This is a genomic window from Micromonospora arborensis (genome assembly GCF_003205615.1).
GTDB lineage: Bacteria > Actinomycetota > Actinomycetes > Mycobacteriales > Micromonosporaceae > Micromonospora > Micromonospora arborensis.
The window spans coordinates 1-24928 of record NZ_PYBV01000034.1; the positions used below are offsets into that span (position 1 = coordinate 1).

General features: G+C 72.0%; 20 protein-coding genes. 13 read left to right on the top strand and 7 right to left on the bottom strand.

What is annotated here, in order from left to right; all coding sequences use genetic code 11:
* Positions 1–467: 467 nt before the first annotated feature.
* Positions 468–2054, top strand: a complete 1587-nt coding sequence (locus C7C45_RS24775) for an amino acid permease (protein WP_110566114.1) — start codon at positions 468–470, stop codon at positions 2052–2054.
* A gap of 16 nt (positions 2055–2070) precedes the next feature.
* Here C7C45_RS24775 and C7C45_RS24780 read toward each other — a convergent pair whose 3' ends face one another.
* Positions 2071–3282, bottom strand: coding sequence for a PQQ-dependent sugar dehydrogenase (locus C7C45_RS24780; protein WP_110566115.1), 1212 nt, complete (start codon positions 3280–3282; stop codon positions 2071–2073).
* 91 nt (positions 3283–3373) lie between these two features.
* Here C7C45_RS24780 and C7C45_RS24785 point away from each other — a divergent pair, with 91 nt between their 5' ends.
* From C7C45_RS24785 to C7C45_RS24810, 6 genes are all read left to right on the top strand, one after another.
* The gene (locus C7C45_RS24785) at positions 3374–4738 is read left to right on the top strand and encodes a glutamine synthetase family protein (RefSeq protein ID WP_110566116.1); all 1365 of its coding nucleotides are present in this window, start codon (positions 3374–3376) and stop codon (positions 4736–4738) included.
* Between the two features lie 108 nt (positions 4739–4846).
* Complete coding sequence (locus C7C45_RS24790) at positions 4847–6202, top strand: aldehyde dehydrogenase family protein (RefSeq protein ID WP_110566117.1); 1356 nt, start codon at positions 4847–4849, stop codon at positions 6200–6202.
* 5 nt (positions 6203–6207) lie between these two features.
* Positions 6208–6975 carry a 3-oxoacyl-ACP reductase gene (locus C7C45_RS24795; protein WP_110566118.1) on the top strand — a complete coding sequence of 256 codons (768 nt, stop codon included), beginning with the start codon at positions 6208–6210 and terminating at the stop codon, positions 6973–6975.
* 103 nt (positions 6976–7078) lie between these two features.
* Positions 7079–7840: a gamma-glutamyl-gamma-aminobutyrate hydrolase family protein gene (locus C7C45_RS24800; protein WP_244200549.1), complete on the top strand. Its 762-nt coding sequence runs from the start codon at positions 7079–7081 to the stop codon at positions 7838–7840.
* Positions 7841–7887: 47 nt separating this feature from the next.
* A complete protein-coding gene (locus tag C7C45_RS24805) occupies positions 7888–8439 on the top strand; it encodes a pyridoxamine 5'-phosphate oxidase family protein (RefSeq protein ID WP_110566119.1) in 552 nt (183 codons plus the stop codon).
* A 194-nt stretch (positions 8440–8633) separates the two neighbouring features.
* Positions 8634–12293 carry a SpoIIE family protein phosphatase gene (locus tag C7C45_RS24810; RefSeq protein ID WP_110566181.1) on the top strand — a complete coding sequence of 1220 codons (3660 nt, stop codon included), beginning with the start codon at positions 8634–8636 and terminating at the stop codon, positions 12291–12293.
* Between the two features lie 27 nt (positions 12294–12320).
* Here C7C45_RS24810 and C7C45_RS24815 read toward each other — a convergent pair whose 3' ends face one another.
* The gene (locus C7C45_RS24815) at positions 12321–12635 is read right to left on the bottom strand and encodes an STAS domain-containing protein (protein WP_208641316.1); all 315 of its coding nucleotides are present in this window, start codon (positions 12633–12635) and stop codon (positions 12321–12323) included.
* Between the two features lie 95 nt (positions 12636–12730).
* On the opposite strand from C7C45_RS24815, the gene map reads away from it, so the two are divergent.
* Complete coding sequence (gene map, locus C7C45_RS24820) at positions 12731–13588, top strand: type I methionyl aminopeptidase (protein ID WP_110566120.1); 858 nt, start codon at positions 12731–12733, stop codon at positions 13586–13588.
* 55 nt (positions 13589–13643) lie between these two features.
* A complete protein-coding gene (locus tag C7C45_RS24825; protein ID WP_110566121.1) occupies positions 13644–14357 on the top strand; it encodes a VIT1/CCC1 transporter family protein in 714 nt (237 codons plus the stop codon).
* Between the two features lie 56 nt (positions 14358–14413).
* On the opposite strand, the gene C7C45_RS24830 is transcribed toward C7C45_RS24825, so the two are convergent.
* Genes C7C45_RS24830 through C7C45_RS24850 form a run of 5 tightly spaced genes read right to left on the bottom strand, consistent with a single transcriptional unit; the run spans position 14414 to position 19535 of the window.
* Positions 14414–17194 carry an FtsX-like permease family protein gene (locus tag C7C45_RS24830; RefSeq protein ID WP_244200550.1) on the bottom strand — a complete coding sequence of 927 codons (2781 nt, stop codon included), beginning with the start codon at positions 17192–17194 and terminating at the stop codon, positions 14414–14416.
* Complete coding sequence (locus tag C7C45_RS24835) at positions 17191–17925, bottom strand: ABC transporter ATP-binding protein (protein WP_244200551.1); 735 nt, start codon at positions 17923–17925, stop codon at positions 17191–17193. Before C7C45_RS24835 ends, C7C45_RS24830 begins: the two co-directional genes overlap by 4 nt.
* Positions 17922–18524 carry a PadR family transcriptional regulator gene (locus C7C45_RS24840; RefSeq protein WP_110566123.1) on the bottom strand — a complete coding sequence of 201 codons (603 nt, stop codon included), beginning with the start codon at positions 18522–18524 and terminating at the stop codon, positions 17922–17924. The genes C7C45_RS24835 and C7C45_RS24840 overlap by 4 nt, the downstream gene beginning before the upstream one ends.
* A gap of 52 nt (positions 18525–18576) precedes the next feature.
* Entirely contained in the window at positions 18577–19014 is a 438-nt protein-coding gene (locus C7C45_RS24845; RefSeq protein ID WP_110566124.1) for a ferritin-like domain-containing protein, read from the bottom strand.
* On the bottom strand, positions 19011–19535 hold the full coding sequence (locus tag C7C45_RS24850) for a hypothetical protein (protein WP_244200553.1): 525 nt from the start codon (positions 19533–19535) through the stop codon (positions 19011–19013). The genes C7C45_RS24845 and C7C45_RS24850 overlap by 4 nt, the downstream gene beginning before the upstream one ends.
* Before the next feature lie 154 nt (positions 19536–19689).
* Between C7C45_RS24850 and rimP the strand changes: the two genes are divergently transcribed.
* From rimP to infB, 4 genes are all read left to right on the top strand, one after another.
* Positions 19690–20379 (top strand): ribosome maturation factor RimP, encoded by a 690-nt coding sequence (gene rimP / locus C7C45_RS24855; protein ID WP_110566125.1) that lies wholly within the window; start codon positions 19690–19692, stop codon positions 20377–20379.
* Positions 20376–21419 (top strand): transcription termination factor NusA, encoded by a 1044-nt coding sequence (gene nusA / locus C7C45_RS24860; RefSeq protein WP_110566126.1) that lies wholly within the window; start codon positions 20376–20378, stop codon positions 21417–21419. Before rimP ends, nusA begins: the two co-directional genes overlap by 4 nt.
* 16 nt (positions 21420–21435) lie before the next feature.
* Positions 21436–21768 carry a YlxR family protein gene (locus C7C45_RS24865; protein ID WP_110566127.1) on the top strand — a complete coding sequence of 111 codons (333 nt, stop codon included), beginning with the start codon at positions 21436–21438 and terminating at the stop codon, positions 21766–21768.
* Between the two features lie 93 nt (positions 21769–21861).
* Positions 21862–24888, top strand: a complete 3027-nt coding sequence (infB, locus tag C7C45_RS24870; protein ID WP_110566128.1) for a translation initiation factor IF-2 — start codon at positions 21862–21864, stop codon at positions 24886–24888.
* The last annotated feature ends 40 nt before the right edge of the window (positions 24889–24928 follow it).

Here is a 24928-nt window from a genome sequence, read left to right on the forward strand (position 1 = left end):
ACCTGACCGACCCCCACCCCACCCACCCACCCCACCCACCCACCCCACCCCGCCCGCGCTGTCCGCGCTGCCCCCCTTTCCCCGGTTGATCAAGAGCTTTCCGTCATGCCGAGCCCGATTTCTGACCCAAACCTCTTGATCAACAGTGGGGGCGGGGGAGGGGGTGAGGGGAGGGGGAGAGGGGGGTGGGGGTGGGGCGCGGGGCACTTGCCGGGTACGGCGGATCGCCGTACGTGAGAGAGAGGCGTGCCCCGCGCCGCCGCGGTCCGGGCGGTCCGAGCGCCCGGGGGTGGCCCGATGAGGTCGGGCCTGGTCACGGGGTCAAGGATGGGGCCCGCGTCGGCCTGACGGCAACGTATTTAGCCGCGACGGCGGTGAGATTCCCACCGTCATCGTATTGACCGCCTTGATCGGCCGGGACGACACTTTGCGCACTCGCACGCGGAACCACCTCAGGGAGGTGTGCAGTGGCAACGACCCCCGTGCCAACCGCCGAGCAACCGATGGACGACGACGCCCGACGGCTCGCCGAACTCGGCTACAAACAGGAGCTGCGCCGCAAGTGGAGCGGCTTCTCCAACTTCGCCATCTCGTTCTCGATCATCTCGATCCTGGCCGGCTGCTTCACCACCTTCGGTCAGGCGTGGAACAACGGCGGGCCGGTCGCCATCTCCTGGGGCTGGCCGCTGATCTCGCTGTTCATCCTGATCATCGGTTTCTGCATGGCGGAGTTGGTCTCGGCGTACCCGACTGCGGGCGGGATCTACTGGTGGGCGGCCACCATGGGTCGCCCGGTGCACGGCTGGTTCACCGGCTGGTTGAACCTGATCGGCCTCGTCGCGGTCACCGCCTCGGTCGACTACGGCTGCGCGACGTTTCTCAACCTCACCCTGTCGGCGCTCGTCGACGGCTGGGCCGGGACGCTGCGTCAGGCGTTCGTCCTGTTCGTGATCATCCTGGCGCTGCACGGTCTGATCAACATCTTCGGGCACCGGATCATCGACGTACTCCAGAATGTCTCGGTCTGGTGGCACGTGGCCGGCGCGGCCGTCGTGGTGGCCATCCTGGTCTTCGTGCCGGACAACCACCAGAGCTTCCAGTTCGTGTTCACCGAGCGGTTCAACAACTCCGGCTTCGGTGCCGGGGACACCGGTGGTCTGACGTTCTGGTTCTACGTGTTGCCGCTGGGCTTCCTGCTGACCCAGTACACGATCACCGGCTTCGACGCCTGCGCGCACGTCTCCGAGGAGACCCGGGGCGCCTCGCAGGCCGCGGCCCGTGGGCTCTGGCAGTCGATCTTCTATTCGGCGATCGGTGGCTGGATCCTGCTGCTGGCATTCCTCTTCGCGGCCACCGACGTCGAGGCGGTCAACGCCGCGGTCGGCTTCTCCGGTGCCATCTTCGAGTCCGCGCTGACGCCGGTCTTCTTCAAGATCGTCATCATCATCTCCACCATCGGCCAGTTCTTCTGTGGCATGAGCTGCGTGACGTCGATGAGCCGCATGGCGTACGCGTTCAGCCGCGACCGGGCGGTGCCCGGCTGGCGGCTCTGGTCGACGGTCGACCGCAACGGCACCCCGGTCAACGCGATCATCGGCGCCACCCTGGCCGGCCTCGTGCTCACCCTGCCGGCCCTCTACGAGAGCGCGGCCGGCATCCCCATCGCCTTCTACGCGGTGGTCTCCGTCGCGGTGCTCGGGCTCTACCTGTCCTTCCTCATCCCGATCGCGCTACGACTGCGGATGGGCGACAGGTTCGTTCCGGGGCCGTGGACGCTGGGACGGAAGTACAAGCTGCTCGGCTGGATCGCGGTCGTCGAGATCGCGGTCATCGCGGTCTACTTCGTGCTGCCGATCGTGCCCTCCGGGGTGCCCGGCAACGACGGGTTCACCTGGTCGGCGGTGAACTACGCGCCGCTGGCCGTCGGCGGGGTGCTGCTGGTGGTCGCCGTCTGGTGGTACGCCTCGGCCCGTCGCTGGTTCACCGGCCCGGTCCGTACCGTCGAGGAGCCGGCCGCCAGGTCAGAACCGGCGGCGGCCGACGGGTCCGATTGACCCGTGCCCGGCCGGGTCAGGGCCGTGTGGGGTTCGCGCGACGGAATCCGGCGCGACCGGCGGGCGGCGGCTGCCGCTCGCCGGTCGTGAACCGGAGGATGCGATCGTCCGGTGGCCTCGGCGTGCCATTGCCGTCGCGGTTGCTGGTGGCCACCCACAGCGAACCGTCCGGGGCCACCTCCACGGTACGAAGCCGGCCGTAGGCACCCACCAGCTCGGCGGACGGTGTGCCGACCGTGCCGGCGGGGCTGACCGGAACGGCCCACAGCCGAGCTCCCCGCAGCGCGGCGACGAACAGCGTCCCGCCTGCGAAGGTGGCACCGCTCGGCGACGCCTGTGCCGGGGGCCAGACGACCACCGGGGCACGGAACCGGGGGTCGCTGCTCGGGCCCTCCACGATCGGCCAGCCGTAGTTGCCACCGGCGACGATGCGGTTCACCTCGTCCCACGTGTTCTGGCCGAACTCGGTGGCGAACAGTCGGCCCTGCGCGTCCCAGGTCAGACCCTGCACGTTGCGGTGGCCGTAGCTGAACACGGGCGAGCCGGGGAACGGATTGCCCGCCGGGATGCGCCCGTTCGGCCGGATCCGCAGGATCTTGCCGTTCCGGCTGGCCAGGTTCTGCGCGTTGGCAGGGACGCCCGCGTCACCGACGCCGACGTAGAGCAGCCCGTCGGGGCCGAAGGCGATCCGGCCGCCGTTGTGGATCGACGCCCGCGCGAGGCCGCTGAGGATCACCTGCTGGTACTGCGGCGCGTTCAGTCGGAACCGCGCGATCCGGATGTCGGACGCGGTGGTGAAGCAGACGTAGACCCACCGGTCGAGGCGGTACGTGGGCGAGACCGCCAGGCCGAGCAGACCCCCCTCGCCGCCGCCGACCACTCCGGTGATCCGGGCGACCGGCGCGGGTGGTCGACCCGGTCGTATTCGCAGCACGGTGCCCTGGTCGCGCTGGGCCACGAGTGCGCTGCCGTCGGGCAGGAAGTCGAGCCCCCAGGGGACTTCGAGCCCGCTCGCGACGACCTCCGGTTGGGCGAAGTCGAAATCGCCCGCGCCCAGTGCGAGGACCGACCCGCCCTCCGGCCGACCGCCCGCCGAGACCCCCGCCGTGCCCGCCCCGGCGCTCGCTGTCGTGCCTGCCTCGCCACTCGCCGTCGTGCCTGCCTCGGCGCTCGCTGTCGTGCCCAGCCCGAGGGCGAGGAGAGCGGTCAAGATGACTCGAAGACGCATGACTTCTCCTCGCGTGGTTTGCCGTCGGCCGGGCCGGGGGCATTGACGGTGATCCGGATTGCCAGTAGACCTTGGTGATGGAGGCCCGCTGATGAGCAGAACGCCGTTTTCGCTGGAAGAGTTGCGGGTCGCCGTCCAAGCCGGTGAGATCGACACCGTGGTGCTGGCCCTCGTCGACATGCAGGGCCGCTTGCAGGGCAAACGGTTCCACGCGCCCTACTTTCTCGACCAGGTGGTCGCCAACGGCAGCGAGGGTTGCAACTATCTGCTCGCCGTCGACGTCGACATGAACACCGTCGACGGGTACGCGATGTCGAGCTGGGAGCGCGGCTACGGTGACTTCGCGATGGTGCCGGATCTCGGCACGTTGCGCCGGATGCCCTGGCAACCGGGCTCCGCGTTGCTGCTGGCCGACCTGACCTGGCTCGACGGGTCGGGTGACGTGGTCGCCTCGCCCCGGCAGATCCTGCGCCGCCAACTGGACCGGCTGGCCGAGCACGGGCTGACCGCGTACGCCGGCACCGAGCTGGAGTTCGTGCTGTTCCGCGACTCGTACGAGGACGCCTGGCGGCGCGGCTACCGCGACCTCACCCCGGCCAACCAGTACAACGTGGACTACTCGCTGCTCGGCACCGCCCGGGTGGAGCCGCTACTGCGCCGGATCCGCACCGAGATGGCCGGCGCCGGGCTGACGCCGGAGAGCGCCAAGGGTGAGTGCAACCTCGGCCAGCACGAGATCGCCTTCCGCTACGACGAGGCGGTCGCCTGCGCCGACCACCACGTGATCTACAAGAACGGCGCCAAGGAGATCGCCGCCCAGGAGGGCATGGCGATCACCTTCATGGCCAAGCCGAACGCGCGGGAGGGCAACTCCTGCCACATCCACTTCTCGCTGCGGGACACCACCGGGGCCTCGGCGATGCTCGGCGACGGGCCGGCGCACCTGTCGCAGACCGGGCAGCGGGTGCTCGCCGGGCTGCTCGCCACCATGCGGGAGTTCAGCCTGCTCTTCGCCCCCAACATCAACTCCTACAAGCGTTACCAGCCGGGTTCGTTCGCCCCGACTGCGCTGCGCTGGGGTGTGGACAACCGCACCTGCGCCCTGCGGGTGGTGGGGCACGGGCAGGGCATGCGGGTGGAGAACCGGGTGCCCGGCGCCGACGTCAACCCGTACCTGGCCATCGCCGGGCTGGTAGCGGGCGCGCTGCACGGCATCGATGGCGAGCTTGCGTTGGGGGAGGAGTGCACCGGCAACGCGTACGACGACCCGGAGGCCGAGCGGGTCCCCGGCACCCTGCGCGACGCCCTGACCCTGTGGGAGGACTCCACGGTGGCTCGGGACGCGTTCGGCGCCGAGGTGGTGGCCCACTACGCCAACCAGGCGAGGGTGGAACTCGCGGCCTTCGACGCCGCGGTGACGGACTGGGAGCTGACCCGTGGCTTCGAACGCCTCTAGAACCCCCACCCCCGCGATCTTGCATTTTGTGTCGTCGAGCTGTGGTGAATCGTCGCTGATGTCGGGGCAGCAACTGCAAGATCGCGCGGAGGAAGGGCGGGTCAGGACGTGACGGTTGTGGTGGATCCGGCTTCTGGGGTTGGGTTTCGGGAGGTTCCGGGGGCCTCCGCCGACGAGGTCGACGCGGCGATCGCGCGAGCCGCGAAGGCCTTCGAGACGTGGCGGAACGTGGCTCCGGGGGACCGGGCGCGGCTCCTGCGGCGGTTCGCCGCTGTCGTCGACGCGCGGCTGGACGAGTTGGCCGCGTTGGAGGTCCGCAACGCGGGTCACACCATCGGCAACGCCCGGTGGGAGGCCGGCAACGTCCGCGACGTCCTGGACTACTACGCCGGGGCGCCGGAGCGGCTGACCGGGCGGCAGATCCCGGTGCCCGGCGGGCTGGACGTCACCTTCCACGAGCCACTCGGCGTGGTCGGGGTGATCGTGCCGTGGAACTTCCCGATGCCGATCGCCGCGTGGGGGTTCGTCCCGGCCCTGGCCGCCGGCAACACGGTGGTGCTCAAACCCGCCGAGTTGACGCCGCTCACCGCGCTGCGGCTGGCCGAGTTGGCCCGCGAGGCGGGCCTGCCCGACGACGTGTTCATCGTCGTACCGGGTGCGGGCGCGGTGGTGGGTGAGCGGTTCGTCAGCCACCCGGCGGTCCGCAAGATCTGCTTCACCGGCTCCACCGAGGTCGGCACCCGGATCATGGCCGGTTGCGCCGCCCAGGTGAAGCGACTCACCCTGGAGCTGGGCGGCAAGAGCGCCAACATCGTGTTCGCCGACGCCGACCTGGAACGCGCCGCCGCGACCGCGCCGGGCGCGGTCTTCGACAACGCCGGCCAGGACTGCTGCGCACGGTCGCGGATCCTGGTCCAGCGTTCGGTGTACGACCGCTTCCTGGCCCTCCTCGAACCAGCGGTACGCGCGGTGCGGGTGGAGGACCCGTCCCGGGAGACCGCCGAGATGGGTCCCCTGATCTCCGCGGCTCACCGGGACCGGGTCGCCGGCTACCTGGCCGGGGCGACTGTCGCCTTCGCCGGCTCGTGCCCCGACGGCCCCGGCTTCTGGCACGCGCCCACCGTGCTGCTGGCCGACTCGCCGGCCGACCGGCACTGGCGGGAGGAGATCTTCGGCCCGGTGGTCTCGGTGCTGCCGTTCGACGACGAGGCCGACGCGGTCCGGCTCGCCAACGACACCGAGTACGGGCTCTCCGGCTCGATCTGGACCCGGGACGTGGGTCGCGCGCTGCGCCTGGCCCGCGCCGTCGAGTCGGGCAACCTCAGCGTCAACTCGCACTCCTCGGTGCGCTACTGGACCCCGTTCGGCGGGATGAAGCGCTCCGGGCTCGGCCGTGAGCTGGGCCCGGACGCGCTGCACTCCTTCACGGACGTCAAGAACGTGTTCATCGCGACGGAGGAGTGACGCCAGTGCAGGGTCGTTTGCAGGACCGGGTGGCCGTGGTCACCGGGGCGGGCAGCGGGATCGGGTTGGCCACCGTGCGGCGGTTCGCCGCCGAGGGGGCCCGGGTGGTCTGCGTGGACATCGACACGACCGCCGGCGAGAAGGCCGCCGAGGAGTGCGGCGGCGAGTTCGTGGCCACCGACGTCGCCGACGAAGCAGCGGTACGTGACCTGTTCGACGGGGTGGCCGACCGGCACGGGCGGGTCGACATCGCGTTCAACAACGCCGGCATCTCCCCGCCGGACGACGACTCCATCCTGGACACCGGCCTCGACGCCTGGGAACGGGTGCTGCGGGTCAACACCACGAGCGTCTACCTCTGCTGCAAGTACGCCATACCGCACATGCGCCGTCAGGGCCGAGGATCGATCATCAACACCGCCTCGTTCGTGGCGTTGATGGGTGCCGCGACGTCGCAGATCGCGTACACCGCCAGCAAGGGCGGCGTGCTGGCGATGACCCGGGAGCTGGGCGTGCAGTTCGCCCGTGACGGCATCCGGGTCAACGCGCTCTGCCCCGGCCCGGTGGCCACTCCGTTGCTGCTGGAACTGTTCGCCGCCGACCCGGAGCGGGCTGCCCGTCGACTGGTGCACGTGCCGATGGGTCGCTTCGGGCAACCGGAGGAGATCGCCGCCGCGGTGGCGTTCCTGGCCAGCGACGACGCCTCGTTCATGACCGCCGCGCAGTTCGTGGTCGACGGCGGCATCACGGGCGCGTACGTCACCCCGCTGTGAGCGCGGAGAGTGAGCCGGTTCTGCGAGCCCCGCAGTCGCGAACGGTGCCGGCCCTGTGAGCGCGAGGAGTGAGCCGGTTCTGCGAGCCCCGAAGTCGCGAACGGTGCCGGCCCTGAGGCGGCGGCCACTGATCGGGATCAGCGCGTACGTCGAGCCCGCCGACTGGGCGGTCTGGCGGGGCGTGCCGGCGGTGCTGGTGCCCGAGGCGTACGTGCGGGCGGTCACGGCCGCGGGTGGCCGGGCGGTGGTCCTGCCGCCGGACGACGTGGACGGCGACGTGCTGGCCGTCCTCGACGGGCTGCTGCTGGCCGGGGGCGCCGACGTGGGCCCGGGGCGGTACGGCCAGCCGCCGCACCCGCGTACCGAGGACCGACCGGATCGGGATGCCGGTGAGCTGACTCTGCTGACCGGCGCGCTCGCCGTCGAGCTGCCGCTGCTGGGCGTGTGCCGGGGCATGCAGCTGCTCGCCGTGGCCTACGGCGGCACCCTGCACCAGCACCTGCCGGAGGTGGTCGGTCACGACGCGCACCGTCCGGCACCCGGCGTCTACGGCTCCCACGGGGTGCGGTTCGCGGCGGGCAGTCTCGCGGCGACGGTGTTGGCCGGGGTGGACCGGGTCAACTCGTACCACCACCAGGCGGTCGCCGACGCGGGCCGGCTCGCCGTCACGGGTTGGGCCGAGGACGGCGTGATCGAGGCGGTGGAGGACCCGGCCCTGCCGTTCGTGCTCGGCGTGCAGTGGCATCCGGAGAACGAGCCGGACCCGCGTCCGATCACGGCGCTGGTCGAGGCGGCTGCTCGGCGCGCGTCGGTCGTCGCGGCCCGGGACGAAGCCGTACGCCTCGCGCGGCGTCACCGGGTGTGACGCACATCGCACCCGTCCGGTGAGCGGGCCGGTGGGAGGATCGCCGCATGGGGAAGGTCTATCCGGAGATCGACGGTCGCCTACGGGATTTCATCGTGGGTCAGCCGGTCTTCTTCGTGGCCACCGCGCCGTCCGGCGCCGAGGGGCACGTCAACGTCTCACCGAAGGGCATGCGGGGCACGTTCGTGCTTCTCGGCCCGCACCGGGTGGCCTACCTCGACTATCACGGCAGCGGGGCGGAGACCATCGCCCACCTGCGGGACAACGGTCGGATCACGCTGATGTTCTGTGCCTTCGACGGGCCACCGAAGATCGTCCGGTTGCAGGGCCGGGGCAGCAGCGTCGCGGTGACCGAGGAGACCTTCGCCGACCGGATCGCCGAGTTTCCCGCACCGCCGGACGTGCACGCCGTCCGGGCGGTGATCACCGTCGAGGTGGACCGGATCAGCGACTCCTGCGGCTACGGGGTGCCACTGATGGACTTCCGCGCCGATCGTGACCTGTTGCTCACCGCACACTCCCGTCGTACCGCCGACGATCTGGCGATCTATCGGGCCACCAGGAACGCGGCGAGCATCGACGGGCTACCGGTCTTCTGACTCGTCAGGGCGCTCCGGCGACCGCCGCTCGACATCGTCGGCACCCGCTCTGTCCGGTGCCCGACCGCGCAGGTGTACGTAACCAGCGTCCAAAGGTCCTGATGCGTTACGTTGCTGGTCCGCTGGGGTACAAGTCGAAGCACGGCGGGGTGAAGATCAACGGTCGCGGGGTACGGCCGGAGCGGGGAGGCTGCATGAGCTCGGCCCAGGGGGGTGCGGACATCGGGCATCCCGTCGCGCCTGCCCGGGAGACCCCCCCGATGCTGACGGCCGCGTTCGCGGCCGGCGGCGAGATGGGCGAGCTGCTGAGCGGCTTCGACTGGTCCACCGGCCCGCTGGGCGGGCCCGGTAGTTGGCCGGCGGCGCTCTGCAACGCGGTCGGCATGATGCTCGCCTCCAGCGCCCAGATCGTCATGTTCTGGGGCGACGAGCAGCTCGCCTTCTACAACGACGCCTACCGGCCGACCATCGGCGACAAACATCCGGAGGTGCTCGGCCAGCCGGCCCGTCTGCACTGGTCGGAGACCTGGGCGGTGCTCGGCCCGCTGCTCGACGGCGTCCGGAGCACCGGGCGTTCCTATCGCGGCGACGACCACCCCTTCCTGCTGGACCGGCACGGCTATGTCGAGCAGACCTACTTCAACGTCTCGTACGACCCGATCCGGGGTGACGACGGCTCGGTCAGTGGCGTCTACTGCATCGTCAACGAGACCACCGGCCGGGTGCTCGGCGAACGCCGGCTGCGGGCACTGGCCGAACTGGGTGCCGAGCTGAACGACATCGGCAGTGCCGCCGAGCTCGGCCGGACCGCCGCCGGGGTGCTCGGCCGGCACCGGGCGGACGTGCCCTTCGCCTTGATCTACCTGACCGATGAGAGTGGTCGTCTCACCCTGGCCGGGCCCACCGGTGCCGCCCCGGCCGCCGTCGGCGACAGTGCCGAGCTGCTGGCCCGGGCTATCGTCGATGCCGCGCCCGCCGAGGTCGACGTCGCCGATCTGCTCGACCGGCCGCCGGTCGACGCCGCCGACCAGGCCCTCGTGCTGCCCCTCATGGCGAGCAACCAGAAGGTCGGCGCGCTGGTCGTCGGCGTGGCCCGCCTGCTGCCGCTCAGCGACGACTACCGCAACTTCCTCGAGTTGGCCGCCGCGCAGATCTCCCGTGCGGTCGGCACGCAGCGGGCCTACGAGCATGAGCGGGCCCGCGCCGCCGAGCTGGCCGCGCTGGATCTGGCGAAGACCAGCTTCTTCGCCAACGTCAGCCACGAGTTCCGCACCCCGCTGACCCTGGTGCTCGGCCCGCTGGAGGACATGCTGGCCGACCCGGCTCTACCCGCGGAGGAGACCAACCGGCTCACCGTGATGCACCGCAACGCGCTGCGCCTGCTCAAACTGGTCAACACCGTGCTGGACTTCTCCCGGCTGGAGTCTGGTCGGCTCGCCGCCCGCTACCAGCCCACCGACCTCGCCGGCTACACTGCCCGGCTGGCCAGCACCTTCCGCTCAGCCACCGACCGGGCCGGGTTGCGGCTGGTGGTGGACTGTCCGCCGCTGCCGGCGCCGGTCTTCGTCGACCGGGACATGTGGGAGAAGATCGTCCTCAACCTGGTGTCGAACGCGGTCAAGTTCACCTTCGACGGCGACATCCGGGTGCGGATCCGGGCCGTCGACGGCGCGGCCCGGCTGGAGGTGACGGACACCGGCATCGGCATCGTGCCGGACGAACTGCCGTACGTCTTCGAACGGTTCCACCGGGTGCCCGGGGCGCGGGCGCGCACGCACGAGGGCACCGGGATCGGCCTGGCTCTGGTCCGGGAGCTGGTCGAGATGCACGGCGGCGAGGTCGGGCTGACCAGCCAGGTCGACGAGGGCAGCACCTTCACGGTGACCGTGCCGTTCGGGTCGGCACACCTGCCCGCGGACCGGGTGGCGGCGTTCGGTCCGTTGTCCGCGGACGAGTCCGAGCAGGCCCGGCTCCACGTGGCGGAGACCGCGCTGTGGATCGGCGTCGAGCCGGCACCCGAGTTCGACGGCCGACCGACGACGGACGTACCGGCCGGCCGGATCCTGGTCGTCGACGACAACGTGGACCTGCGCGAGCACGTCACCCGCCTGCTCTCCCCGACCTGGGACGTGGTCACCGCGAGCGACGGGCTGGCTGCCCTGCCGCTGGCCCGCGAGGGCGGGTTCGACCTGGTGCTCACCGACGTGATGATGCCCCGACTCGACGGTTTCGGGCTGGTGAGCGCGCTGCGCGCGGACCCGCGTACCCGGCACGTGCCGATCGTGCTGCTCTCGGCCCGGGCCGGCTCCGCGGAGGCCGTCGCCGGCCTCTCCGCCGGTGCCGACGACTACCTCACCAAGCCGTTCTCCAGCCAGGAGCTGATCGCCCGGGTCCGGGCCAACGTCGAGCTGGGCCAGCTCCGTGGGCAGATCATCCGTCGGCTCCGGGCACTGGCCGACGCGGCGGTGGCCGTGAACACCGCCCGCTCGACCGGCGACGTGCTCCAGGTCGCCGCCCGGCACGCGCTGAGCCTCGCCGAGGCCGCGCGGGTGGTGGTGACCACCCCCGGGGCCCGGTCCGAGGCGGACGCCGGCGGCGCCACCGCCACCGATCCGTCCTTCGTGGCCGAGCTGACCGGCACCACCGGCGGCCCGCTCGGCGAGTTGCGGGTCTGGCGGCCGGCCGGCGACGACGCGCAGGCCGACGAGGCCGCGTTGACCCAGCTGGCCCGGCTGGTCGGGGTGCGGCTGGAGAACGCCCAGCTCTACGAAGCCGAACACCGCATCGCCACCACGCTGCAGCACAGCCTTCTGCCCCGGTCGCTCCCGCAGCTGCCCGGAGCGGTGTTGGCCGGCCGGTACCTGCCCGGCAGCGCCGACGTCGAGGTTGGCGGTGACTGGTACGACGCGATCGTCCTCTCCGACGACGACCTGGTGCTGGTCATCGGGGACGTGGTCGGTAAGGGCGTCCAGGCCGCCGCGGCGATGGGGCAACTGCGCAACGCGCTGCGGGCGTACCTGCTGGAGGGCTACGACCCGGGCGAATCGCTGACCCGGCTCAACCGACTGGTCGGGTCCACCGACCACCGCTCCTTCGCGACGGTGGTCTGTCTGCTGTTCAACCCGCGCACCGGCCGGCTGCGGTACGCGAGCGCCGGTCACCCGTCCCCACTGTCGATCAGAGGAGGTGACGTGGCGTTCCTGCACGACCGTGCGCTCGGCCCACCGGTCGGGGCCATCCCGGGCGCGACGTACGAAGCGGTCGAGGGGGAGTTGGCAGCCGGCAGCCGACTGCTGCTCTACACCGACGGCCTGATCGAGGACCGTCAGCTCGGCATCGACGCCGCGCTGGCCCAGCTCCGTGTCGACGCGGCGACCCCCAGTGAGCACGTGGCGGACCTGATCGACGCGGTCGTCGAGCGGGTCAACGGGCGGCCGCGCCGCGACGACGTGGCGCTCCTCGCCCTCGAGGCGGCCGAGCCGAACCGTTTCGCGTTGCGGCTACCGGCGGACCCGACCCGGCTGAGCGTGCTGCGCAAACGCCTGGAGGACTTCCTGGTCGCGCACGCGGTCGACGAGACGGACGTGTTCGACCTGACCGTCGCGGTCTCCGAGGCCGCGGCGAACGCCATCGAGCATCCGGTCCACCCCGTCGAGGCCGTGATCAGCGTGGAGGTGTCCATCGAGGATCGGACGGTGACGGCCACCGTGCGTGACAGCGGGCAGTGGCGTGAGTCGACCGGCTCCGGATTCCGGGGGCGTGGCCTGGCCCTGATCAGGGCGTTGGGCGAGCTGACGGTGCGGCGTACCGATGAGGGCACCGAGGTGACGCTGCGCCGGCAGCTGCGGGGCTGACCGTGCGCCCGACGGCGTCGGGGTTTCTCAGGCCGGCCTGAGCCAGCTCTGCTCGCCCAGGCCGGAGATCTCCAGCACCCGGCGGACCTGCCGCGACGGCAGGACGGTGAGCGTGCCCGGAAACTGCTGGGCGAGCCGGACCAGGGCATGGATGGCGGCCGAGTCGAAGAAGGTGACGGCACTCAGATCGAGGGTGATCCGCTTGGCGGGCTCGCGGAGCGCGGTCTGGAGCATGGTGTCGGCGGTCGCCATGTCCACCTCGCCGGCCACCAGCACCTGGAGGTGGTCACCGTCCATCTCCGCGCTGGCGGAGAAGACGGGCGGTGCTCCCCCTTGATCCACGCTCACACCATGGCACAGCCGACCTGGCAGGGCAACAACCCCTCCGGAGCGCCCGTGGCGCGGATCACCAGCCGCCCCGGCGATAGGCTTGCGGCATGACCGTCCGTCCGCCGCTGACACCAGGCGCGCTCTCCCCGATGCGACAGGTGCCACCCCAGATCGCCCGACCGGAGTACGTGGGCAAGAAGCGCCCGCAGGAGTGGCGCGGCTCGCACGTGCAGACGCCGGAGACCATCGAGAAGATGCGGATCGCCAGCCGGCTCGCCGCCCAGGCGACCCAGCTCGCCGGCGAGCACTGCAAGCCCGGCGTGACCACCGACGAGATCGACAAGGTGGTGCACGAGTTCCTCTGCGACCACGGCGCGTACCCGTCGACGCTGGGCTACCGGGGTTTCCCGAAGTCCTGCTGCACCAGCCTCAACGAGGTCGTCTGCCACGGCATCCCGGACTCCACCGTCCTGACCGACGGCGACATCATCAACGTCGATGTGACCGCGTACATCGGCGGGGTGCACGGTGACACCGATGCCACCTTCTGCGTCGGCGAGGTCAGCGAGGAGGCCCGGCTGCTCGTCGAGCGGACCCACGAGGCCATGATGCGCGGCATCCGCGCGGTCGCCCCGGGTCGGCAGATCAACGTGGTGGGCCGGGTCATCGAGTCGTACGCCAAGCGGTTCGGCTACGGCGTGGTCCGCGACTTCACCGGCCACGGCATCGGCGAGTCCTTCCACAGCGGGCTGTACGTGCCGCACTACGACAGCCCGCGCCCCACGGACGTCATGGAGCCGGGGATGACGTTCACCATCGAGCCGATGATCACGCTCGGCACCTACGAGTACGACATGTGGGACGACGGGTGGACCGTGGTCACGAAGGACCGGAAGTGGACGGCCCAGTTCGAGCACACCATCGTGGTGACCGACGATGGCCACGAAATCCTGACCCTTCCGTGAGCGCGAGGAACGCAGCGAAGCGAAGTCCCGCAGTCGTGAACGAAGGGCAGGCGCCGTGACCGAAACCCCGGCGGCGCTGCGCGAGGCGCACCACGCGGACGTCTCCGGCGGCTGGCTGCGCCCGGCCGTCTTCGGCGCGATGGATGGTCTGGTCACCAACATCGCCCTGATCGCCGGTGTCGGCGGCGGTGGTGTGTCGTCGCACAGCATCGTGCTCACCGGTTCGGCCGGTCTGGTGGCCGGTGCGATCTCGATGGGGCTCGGCGAGTACACCAGCGTGCGCTCCGCCAACGAGCAGGTCGCCGCCGAGGTGGCCAAGGAGCGACGGGAGTTGGAGCGGCACCCCGAAGCGGAGGCCCGGGAGTTGGCCGACGCCTGGGTGGCGCGCGGCCTACCGCGGGACCTCGCCACCCAGGTCGCCGAGGCGGTGCGGCGCGACCCGGAGGAGGCGCTGCGCGTACACGTCCGCGAGGAGTTGGGCGTCGACCCCGACGACCAGCCCAGCCCCTGGGCCGCGGCGATCTCGTCGTTCGTGTTCTTCTCGCTGGGCGCGCTGGTCCCGCTGCTGACGTACCTGTTCGGTTCCACCGAGCTGTGGCTGGCGCTCGCCGTCGGCGGGCTCGGCCTGTTCGCCGCCGGTGCGGTGGTAGCTCGCTTCACGCGGCGGCCCTGGTGGACCAGCGGGCTGCGCCAACTGTTGCTGGGCGCGGCGGCGGCCGGAGCCACCTACCTCATCGGCTCGCTGATCGGCGTACAGGGCGGGCTGTGACGCCGCAGCCTAGCCAGCCGACGGCGCGGGCCACTCGCTGACGAACGCCGGCGACGTCAATCGAGCTGCCGCTCGATCGGCAGTCGGGCGCGGGTGAACAGGCCCGCCCCGAGCATCGACACCACCGGCACCAGCACCAGGACCCCGAGCGCGGGCCACGGCACCAGAAACGGGTACGGATCGGGTACCGGCCAGCTGGTCGCGTACTGCCGGTTGACCGAGAACAACACGATCGCGGCGGTGCCCAGCCCGGCCACGATGCCGAGCACCGAACCCAGTCCGGCGATGACCCCGGCCTGGCAGATCGCCAGCATTCGGCGTACCGCCGGTGCCGCGCCGACGGCCGCGAGAGTGGTCAGCTCGGCGCGTCCCTCGGCGGCAGCGAGCGCGGTGGCGATCCCGGCCGCACCCAGCGTGATCACCCCGGCGGCCGCCGCGAGCAGCAGGAGCAGTGGCGAGATGTCGCGGGGGCCACCGCCGTACTCCACGCTCAACGAGACCGTGCCGACGTTCCGCAACGCGGCGACGAACCGCTCCTGTCGATGCCGGTCCGGCGGTGTCGAGGTGCCGATCACCCAGCCGGAAGGTGACCAGGTCAGGCCGAGTTGCCGGGCTGCCGCCGGGGAGAGCAACAGTTGCGCCTGGCCGATCGGTTCCGGCAGCGCGTACCCGGGAAGGTCGGCGGCAGCGGTTGGCCGGTCCGTCCCGGGATCCACCTGGTTCACCCGTACGGTCACCAGGCCGTCGTGCAGGTAGCGCGGGTCGGTCACCACCACGCCCCCGGCGCGCAGCACCGCCGTGGCGGCGGCGGTGGCGGCCGGGTCCGCGCCGGTGAGCAGTGGCAGCGCGCCCCCGTCGTCCACCCCGGTCTGCACGTAGCCGCCGTAGTAGTCCGTCGCATGGGCCCGGCAGCGCGGGTCGGCCCGAGCCTGCCGCCGGTGCGCCGCGGAGAGGTTGTCCCCGGGCTGCCAGGGGCAGGTCTGCTCCGGCGGCAGCGCCGGCGCGACGTCGCAGTAGCCCATGCCGGGCGGCGCGCACCTGACCGCGTGCAGTGGGGCGATCGCGTCCGTACCCAACTGGTCCCGGGCTGCGGTGGCGACCTGGGCCAGCGTGGGCTGCCGGGCCGGATCGTGAAGGTGGACCAGCACATGACCCGCCGGCAGCATCGGCCGGTAGGCGCGCGAGTCGCGGGCGTCGTCGCTGGCCAGGAACCCGCCGAGCGCCACGCTGCTGGCGACGGCGGCCATCACGGCGCAGATGGCGGGCGCGGCGGACGCCCGGTTGCGGCTGGCGTCGCGCAACGCGATGCGCGGCGCCAACGGCAACACGCGACCGAGCCGGGCAAGTGCGCCGATCAGCGTGGGTGTGCAGCACACCAGGCCCAACTCGCCGAGGATCAGGCCGGTGAGGATCACCGCCGAGGAGGTGCGGGCGGCCCCGAACGCCGCCAGCCCCGCCCCACCGGCCACCAGCGACAGCCCGAAGGCCAACCACCGGATCCGGGACACCGGTGGGGTGCGTCGCCCGGCGAGCCCGGCGCTGACGTCCTGCCGTGCGGCGGTCCACGCCGGTGCCAGCGCGGCGAGCACCCCGGCCAGCACCGCGACCCCGCCGAGCAGCACCAGCGCGGCCGGCCAGCAGCGGTACCCACCGAAGCGGGCGCCGTAGACGTACTGCTCCACCAGCGGACGACCGACGAACGCCGCGCCGCCGCCGACCAGCAGGCCGGCGGCGGCGCCCAGCACACCCAGCACCACACCGTCCGCCAGCACGACCCGACGAAGCTGGGCGGCGTCCCCACCGGCCACCGCGACGAGCGCCAGATCCCGGCGTCGACGACGGACGCCGACCGCGAAGGCCGGCCCGACCAGCAGTACCACCTCCAGCAGCCCGAGGCCGGCGATCAGCACGCCGGTGCTCAGATCGTTGCCGCTCGGGTCGATGGAGCCGAGCCACGTCCTCGTCCGCTCCGACGTCGAGTCGGCCGGAGGGCGCGCGGCCACCACCACCCCCCGGTCGTTGAGTCGGGACACCAGTGCGGCATCGACGGTGCCGGGCACGTCCGCCAGCCAACTGCTCTCCGTCCCGGGACCGGTCGAGGGCGCGGCCCCCGGGTGCAGCGCCACCACCGTGCCGAGATAGTCGGGGAACTCGACCACCCCGACCACGGTGTACGCCCGGCTCCCGTCCGCGAGGGCCACGGCGTGACCGAGGCGCAGGTCCAGGCGGCGTAGCGCCGCGGGGCTCACCGCGACCTCGCCGGGTTGCTGGGGCGCCCGACCGGCCCGGAACCGCACGAGCCCGCGGGCCAACGGGTCGCTGAGGTCCAGCACCCGCCCTTCGACGTCCTCGTCGCGGTGTGGACCCCGCAGGGTCAGCGGGAGGTCGGTGCGAACCTCGGTGACCCGGCTGCCCGGTCCGAGCAGCGCGGTCACCTGAGCGGCGGTGGCCGGAGCAGTGGGTTGCCGCTCGCCCTCTCGCGTGTACCAACCCTCGCCCCACTCGTCCTGCCCCACCGGGGTGTCGGCGATCCAGCGCAGTTCGGCGTCGGCCACCCCGAGGCGGCGGTCCAGGCGTTCCTGCGGGGTCAGCTCGGCCATGTCGTAGCTGACCGCCAGGAACGCCAGCGCGGCCACCGGCAGGGCGATCATCGCGAGCACCAGGGCGGTTCGTCGCATGGCCCGGCGGGACTCCCGCCGAGCGATTCGTAACGCCGCCCGCCAGGAGCCGGCCAGCTCGGCGATCCGCCGCCGGCCGCGGTGGGCGGGTGCCACGATCGGCCGTGCCACACCGGTGTCGACCCGGCCAGGGTCCCGCATCGTACGGCGGGTGGTCACCGCTCGCTGCCGGACAGCAGCTGCTCGACGCTCCCCAGGGGCGCCGTCGTGTCGACCAGCACGCCGTCGCGGAGGAACACCACCCGATCGGCCCAGCCGGCATGTCGCGCCTCGTGCGTCACCAGCACCCCGGCGGCACCCGCGTCGATCCGGCGGCGCAGGAGGTGCAGCACCGCCTCACCGGTCTGCGAGTCCAGAGCCCCGGTGGGTTCGTCGGCGAGCACCAGCCGGCGCTCGCCCACCAGCGCGCGGGCGATGGCCACCCGCTGCTGCTGCCCGCCGGAGAGCTGGTCGGGAAAGCGGTCACCCAGTGCGGGCAGGCCCACCTCGGTGAGCGCCGCCATGGCCAGCGCGCGGGCCCGGCGTCCGCTGGCGCCGTCGAGCTCCAGTGGGAGCGCCACGTTCTCCACTGCGCTGAGGCTGCCCAGCAGGTTGAGTTGCTGGAAGATGTAGCCGATCCGGCGGCGGCGCAGCTGGGCCAGCCCGCGCCGGTCCAGTTCCCCCAGCGGTTGCCCCTCGACCCGGACCTCGCCGCTGGTCGGGCGGTCCAGCCCTCCGGCGAGGGCCAGTAACGTCGACTTGCCGGAGCCGGACGGGCCCATCACGGCGACCAGCTCGCCGGGCCGAACCACCAGGCTGACGCCGCGCAACGCCTGCACCGCCGCCGGTCCGGCCCCGTGGGTGCGGTGGACGGCGCGTAGTTCCAGCACCGCGTCGTCCGATCCGCTCACCGTCGTGCCTCCTCGCCGGCCCATCGCGCCGCATGACTCGCGTCGGCGTCCGCCGGGAGGGGAGGGGGAGGCGCCGGGTCACTGGGCTGGTGCCGGACCAGGCTGGTCTCGCAGTGGTCCAACCAGCGCACCTCAGCCTCGGCCTGGAACACCATCGAGTCCAGCACCAGGCGCCAGGGGAGGTCCTGCGGTCGGTCGCTGCCGTACTTCAACCGGGTCAGCTCCTGCAGAGCCCGGATCGTCGCGCTGCGCTGGGCCTGCACCACCGAGCGGACGTCCACTCCGGGGGTGGTCAGCGCCAGCGCCAGCTTGATCGCCAGTTCGTCGCGGGGCCGGTCGGTACGGCTGACCGGGGTGGTGAACCAGAGCGTCAGGTCGGCCCGGCCGGCGTCGGTGATCTCGTACGGGCGCTGCCCGGCCTCGCTCTCCGGCAGCGGGCGCACCAGACCGTCCCGTTCCAACCGGGACAGCGTGGTGTAGACCTGCCCGATGTTCAGCGGCCAGGTCGAGCCGGTCGACTCCTCGAACGCGGCCCGTAGCTGGTAGCCGTACATCTGGCCGCGTTCGAGCAGGGCGAGCAACCCGTGACGGATGGACATGGCAACGGAGTATGCATACCTGGTATGCGTATCGCAACCGGAGCGGGCCGGTTCAGGTCGGTCGACCGGGAAACGGGACAGTCAGCGGGGTCAGCCCGGCCGTCTTGCGCCACCGGGTGGCCCGTACCGCGTACTCGACCAGGGCGGCCAGGGCCTGGTCCCGGTCGGCGCCGGTGGTGGACGCCAGAGCCGCCCGCCAGTGCGCGGCCGTGCGCTCCTCCACCTCCGCGGCGAGCCGTAGTGCGCTGGCCCGGTCGGTGACCGGGAACGGCAGCGCGTACCCGGCGCGGTCCGGCGGCACGACGCCACCGGCCGTACTCAACTGCACCACCAGCGTGTCGCGCCGGTTGCGATGGGCGGCCTCCGCCTGGCGTGCGGCGTCCCGCGGCGCCCCGGTGAGCCGGACACCGATCCGCCCGTAGGCGTAGATGGCCGCGTACTCGGCGGACAGGGCGGCGGACAGCGCCTCCCCGGCGGACGGCTGCCTCACTTCAGTGCCTCCTGGTGGGTGGCTCGGGCCGCGGTGATCGACCCGAGCAGTGCGGCCCGTTCCGCGGGCGCCGCCGCGCAGGCGGCGGTGGCGGACTGCTGGGCGGTCTTCTCGAGCCGGCGCAGGGCGGCGAGCGCGCCGGCCGGGTCGTTGGCCGGGTCGGTGGGGGCGGCGGCGACCGTCGACGGTAGGGCGACACCGATCACCCGGGCCAACTCGGTGGCGTGCGCGGTGTGCGCCTCGGCGATCGGGCCGAGCCGGTCGGCCAGGTCCGGATGCGCGGTCGCGCTCGCCTTGTACGCGGCGGCCAGCCCGAGCGCCTCGTCGACCATCGGCCGTAGCGGGTCCGGTGGTGGCGCTGGTTGGTCGTCACGGTCGAAAAGATCACAGCCGGTCAGCGGCGCTGCGGCACCGCCGAGTGCCAGTAGCGCCCCGGCGCGCAGGAGCTTTCGCCGGGAATGTCCGGATGCTTGGTCGCGCTGTGTCGTTCTGCCGGTCCCCACCGGGCAAGTCAACACCATCCGCGCCGGCGTGGGGGCCACCGACGTCGGTGCGCCGCCCGGTCCGCCGCCGGGCAGGCGCGTTACGCTCTGCGCAGCCACCGGCGCGTCCGCTCCGGTGGCGTGCCGGCATGGCGGGACGACCGAACGCCGTCGACCAGGGAGAGGTGCGGAGATGACGCAGCGTGGCCGTGCCACCAGGTCGACAGGTAGACCCCGTGATGGCGCGGGCCCCCGCGGCGGTGACCTCGCCGCGCGGCGAGCCCGGCTGCGGACCGTGATCGAGCCGGTGGTCAACGACGCCGGCTACGACCTGGAGGACCTGACGGTTTCCCGGGCCGGCCGACGACACGTGGTGCGGGTGCTGGTGGACGCCGACGGCGGGATCGACCTGGACGCCGTCGCGGACGTCTCCCGCGCGGTGTCGACCGCGCTGGACGCTGCGGAGGAGACCGGTGGCGACATCGTCGCCGGGGAGTATCAGCTCGAGGTCAGCTCACCGGGCGTCGACCGGCCACTCACCCTGCCCCGCCACTGGCGGCGCAACGTGAGCCGGCTGGTCAAGGTCACTGTCCGGGGCGCTGCCGCGTTGCCCGGCCAGCGTGGCGAGCAGCCCGCCGGTGACCGCCAGCTGACCGGCCGGGTGGTCGCGGCCGACGACGAGGGCGTGCAGCTGGAGACCGAGAGCGGCCGGGCTTCCCTGGCGTACGCCCAGCTCGGCCCGGGCCGCGTGCAGGTCGAGTTCACCCGGCTCGCCGAACTCGGCGAGCCGGACGAAGAGTTCGACGACGCGGACGATTCAGACGAGATCGACGATTCAGACGACATCGACGACGAAGATGATGTGGAGGACGAGGAGAGGTGAACATCGACCTCGCGGCGCTGCGCGCACTCGAGCGCGAGCGGGAGATCCCGTTCGACACGATTCTCGCGGCGATCGAAACCGCGCTGCTGACCGCCTACCGGCACACCGACGGCGCCGAACCGCACGCCCGGGTGGAGATCGACCGCAAGTCGGGCGCCGCCCTGGTGTACGCGCAGGAGATGGACTCCGACGGCAGCCTGGTGCGGGAGTGGGACGACACCCCGCACGACTTCGGTCGGATCGCCGCCATGACCGCCAAGCAGGTGATCCTCCAGCGCCTGCGGGAGGCCACCGACGAGGTGCACTTCGGTGAGTACGTGGGTCGCGAGGGCGACCTGGTCACCGGCGTGGTGCAGGCGCACGAGACGCGTACCGAGAAGGGCATCGTCAGCGTCGACCTCGGCAAGCTGGAGGGCGTGCTGCCGCAGTCCGAGCAGGTGCCCGGCGAGCGGTACGCGCACGGCGAGCGGGTCCGCTGCGTCGTGGTGCACGTCGCCAAGGGCATGCGCGGGCCGCAGATCACCCTGTCCCGGTCGCACCCGGCGCTGGTCAAGAAGCTGTTCGCGCTGGAGGTGCCGGAGATCGCCGACGGCACGGTGGAGATCGGCGCGATCGCCCGTGAGGCAGGTCACCGCACGAAGATCGCCGTCCGCTCCACCACCCCCGGAGTGAACGCCAAGGGCGCCTGCATCGGCCCGATGGGCCAGCGGGTGCGCGCCGTGATGAGTGAGCTGCACGGTGAGAAGATCGACATCATCGACTGGTCGGACGACCCGGCCACCTTCGTCGGCAACGCGTTGTCGCCGGCCAAGGCGTTGCGGGTCGAGGTGGTCGACCTGGCCGGTCGAGCCGCCCGGGTGACCGTTCCGGACTTCCAGCTTTCGCTCGCGATCGGCCGGGAGGGGCAGAATGCCCGACTGGCGGCGCGATTGACCGGTTGGCGGATCGACATTCGGTCCGACGCGGAGCAAACCGCCCCGGCCGCGCGGGAGGCAGCTGATCACGTGCGGGAGCCGGGCGGCGCGATCTCGGGCAGCTAGGGGTAGACTTCCTCCAGTGGTACGACGCGCAATGCCGGAACGCACCTGTGTGGGTTGCCGGCAACGTGCGCCGGCCAGCGAATTGCTGCGGATCATCGCGGTCCGGGACGAGGCTGGTCTCAGTCTCCGGCCTGATCCGCGCCGCAGGCTGCCGGGTCGGGGAGCGAACATGCACCCGGATCCGGCCTGCTTCGCGCTGGCGGTGCGTCGCCGCGCCTTCGGGCGCGCGCTGCGCATCACCGAGGTCCTCGACCACGGTTTGCTGGCAGAGCACGTCGATGCGCCAACCACTACGTCCGGTCAGCCCGACCGGGCGAGGGTCGCTAGCAGGGTAGGACGACCGACATGAGCACACGATGAAGTCCCTGAAATGACCAGGCTTCAAGTGCACGAGTGAGGTCGCTGCGGGTGCTGCCCGCACGACCTCGGAGTGAGGAGTGCAGTGGCAGGCAAGGCCCGCGTACACGAGCTTGCAAAAGAGCTCGGGGTCGAGAGTAAGACCGTTCTCGCCAAGTTGAAGGAAATGGGCGAGTTCGTGAAGTCCGCGTCCAGCACCGTCGAGGCGCCCGTCGCCCGGCGGCTGCGTAACGCATTCGTCGCGTCCGCCGGTGCTCCGGCACCGGCCGCCCCGTCGGCGCCCGCGTCGACGCCGGCTTCGAATCCGACCCCGACGCTGTCCCCGACCCCGGGCGCGCCCCGGGTCTCGGCCAAGCCGATGCCGCCTCGGCGGCCGGCCGCGCCGGCACCCGGTCCGAAGCCGAAGGGTCCGGTGCCCGCCGCGCCGCAACCGGCGGCCCCGGTCGCCAAGCCGGCGAGTGCCCACGACATCGAGGTGGCGGCCGCGGAGGCGCGTGCCGCCGCGCTGAAGGCTGAGCAGGAGGCCGCGGTCAAGGCCGCGCAGGCCGCCCGCCAGCAGCAGCGGGACAACCCCGTTCGCCGGGAGCCTCCGGCAGACGGCAACCGTCCCGGCCCCGGCCCTCGGCCGGGTCCCGCCGCGATGCCCCCTCGTCCCGGTTCACCGGCAGCTCGTCCGAGCACGCCGGCACCGGGTCCGGGTGCCCGGCCGGGCGGTCGCCCGCCGGCGCGCGGCGCCGGTAACAACCCGTTCGGCATCCAGGGTGGCCAGCAGCAGCAGCGGCCCCCGGCCGCCGGTGCGGGTGGCCCCCGGCCCAACACCCCGGCGGGTATGCCGCCGCGGCCGAGCCCGAACTCCATGCCGCCGCGGCCCAGCCCGGCGTCCATGCCGAGTCAGCGTCCGGCTGCCGGTCGTCCCGGTCCCGGTGGCGCTGGTCGCCCCGGTGGCGGTGGCGCTGGTCGTCCCGGCGGTGGCGGCGGTGGTTTCCGTGGCGGTCCCGGCGGTGGCGCCGGCGGCGGTGGCGGTTACCGCGGCGGCCCTGGTGGCGGCGCGGGTGCCGGCGGTGGCGGTGGCTACCGTGGCGGTCCCGGCGGCGGTGGCGGTGCCCCCGGTGGCGGTTTCCGTCCGGGTGCTCCGTCCGGTGGCGGCGGTCGTCCGGGTGCGGGCGGTCGTGGCCGTGGCGGCGGCGCCGCGGGTGCCTTCGGGCGTCCGGGTGGCCGGCCGACGCGCGGTCGCAAGTCCAAGAAGCAGCGCAGACAGGAGTTCGACAACCTGTCGGCTCCGACCATGAGCTCGGGTGCTCCCCGGGGTCAGGGTCAGGTCGTCCGGCTCTCCCGTGGCGCCTCGCTGTCCGACTTCGCCGACAAGATCAACGCCAACCCGGGTTCGCTGGTCCAGGAGATGTTCAACCTGGGCGAGATGGTCACCGCGACCCAGTCCTGCTCTGACGACACCCTGCAGCTGCTGGGTGAGCACCTGGGCTTCGACATCCAGATCGTCAGCCCGGAGGACGAGGACCGCGAGCTGCTCGCGCAGTTCAACATCGACCTCGACGCGGAGGTGGCCGAGGAGCGTCTGGTCAGCCGTGCGCCGGTGGTGACCGTCATGGGTCACGTCGACCACGGTAAGACCAAGCTGCTCGACGCGATCCGTAAGGCGAACGTCGTTGCCGGTGAGGCGGGTGGCATCACCCAGCACATCGGTGCGTACCAGGTGCACGTTCCGCACGATGGTGTGGACCGCGCGGTGACCTTCATCGACACCCCGGGTCACGAGGCGTTCACCGCCATGCGTGCTCGTGGTGCCCAGGTGACGGACATCGTGATCCTGGTGGTCGCGGCCGACGACGGCGTGATGCCGCAGACCATCGAGGCGTTGAACCACGCCAAGGCGGCCGATGTGCCGATCGTGGTCGCGGTCAACAAGGTCGACAAGCCCGACGCGAACCCGGACAAGGTCCGCCAGCAGCTCACCGAGTACGGCCTGGTCGCCGAGGAGTACGGCGGCGAGACCATGTTCGTCAACGTGGCAGCCAAGCCGGGCATCGGCATCGAGGAGTTGCTCGAGGCTGTCCTGCTGACCGCCGACGCGTCGCTGGAGCTGACCGCTCCGATCGACGGGCCGGCGCAGGGTGTGGCCATCGAGGCGCACCTGGACAAGGGTCGCGGTGCGGTGGCGACGGTGCTCGTGCAGAAGGGCACCCTGCGGGCGGGCGACTCGATCGTCGCCGGCGGGGCGCACGGCCGGGTCCGGGCCATGCTCGACGAGAACGGCAACCAGCTCTCCGAGGCTGGGCCGGCCCGTCCGGTCATGGTTCTGGGTCTGACCGCGCCGCCCGGTGCGGGTGACACGTTCCTCGCCGCGGCGGACGACCGCACGGTGCGGCAGATCGCCGAGCAGCGGCAGGCGCGGCGGCGGGCGGCGGCATTCGCCAACTCCCGTGGTCGGGCCACTCTTGAGACGCTCATGGAGCAGCTCAAGGAGGGCGAGAAGACGTCGCTCAACCTCATCCTCAAGGGCGATGTCTCTGGTTCGGTGGAGGCCCTGGAGGACGCGCTGTTCAACCTCGACATTCCCGAGGAGGTCCAGCTCAAGGTCCTCGACCGGGGTGTCGGCGCGATCACCGAGAGCAACGTCATGCTCGCGAGTGCCTCGTCCGAGCCGGTCACGATCATCGGCTTCAACGTGCGGGCCTCGAACAAGGTCCGTGAGATGGCCGACCGCGAGGGCGTGGAGATCCGGTATTACACCGTCATCTACCAGGCCATCGAGGAGATCGAGGCAGCGCTCAAGGGCCTGCTCAAGCCGGAGTACGAGGAGGTCGAGCTGGGCAGCGCGGAGATCCGCGACGTCTTCCGCTCGTCCAAGATCGGCAACATCTCCGGTTGCATCGTCCGGTCGGGCATCATCCGACGCAACGCGAAGGCTCGACTGCTTCGGGACGGGACGGTCGTGGCGGACAACCTCACGATCACCTCGCTCAAGCGGTTCAAGGACGACGCCACCGAGGTCCGCGAGGGCTTCGAGTGTGGTCTGACCCTGGGTGGTTACAACAACGTCCAGGTCGGCGACGTCATCGAGACCTTCGAGATGCGGGAGAAGGTTCGCGCCTGATCCGGCAGTGACACGCTGATCAAGGGGTTTACGCCGAACG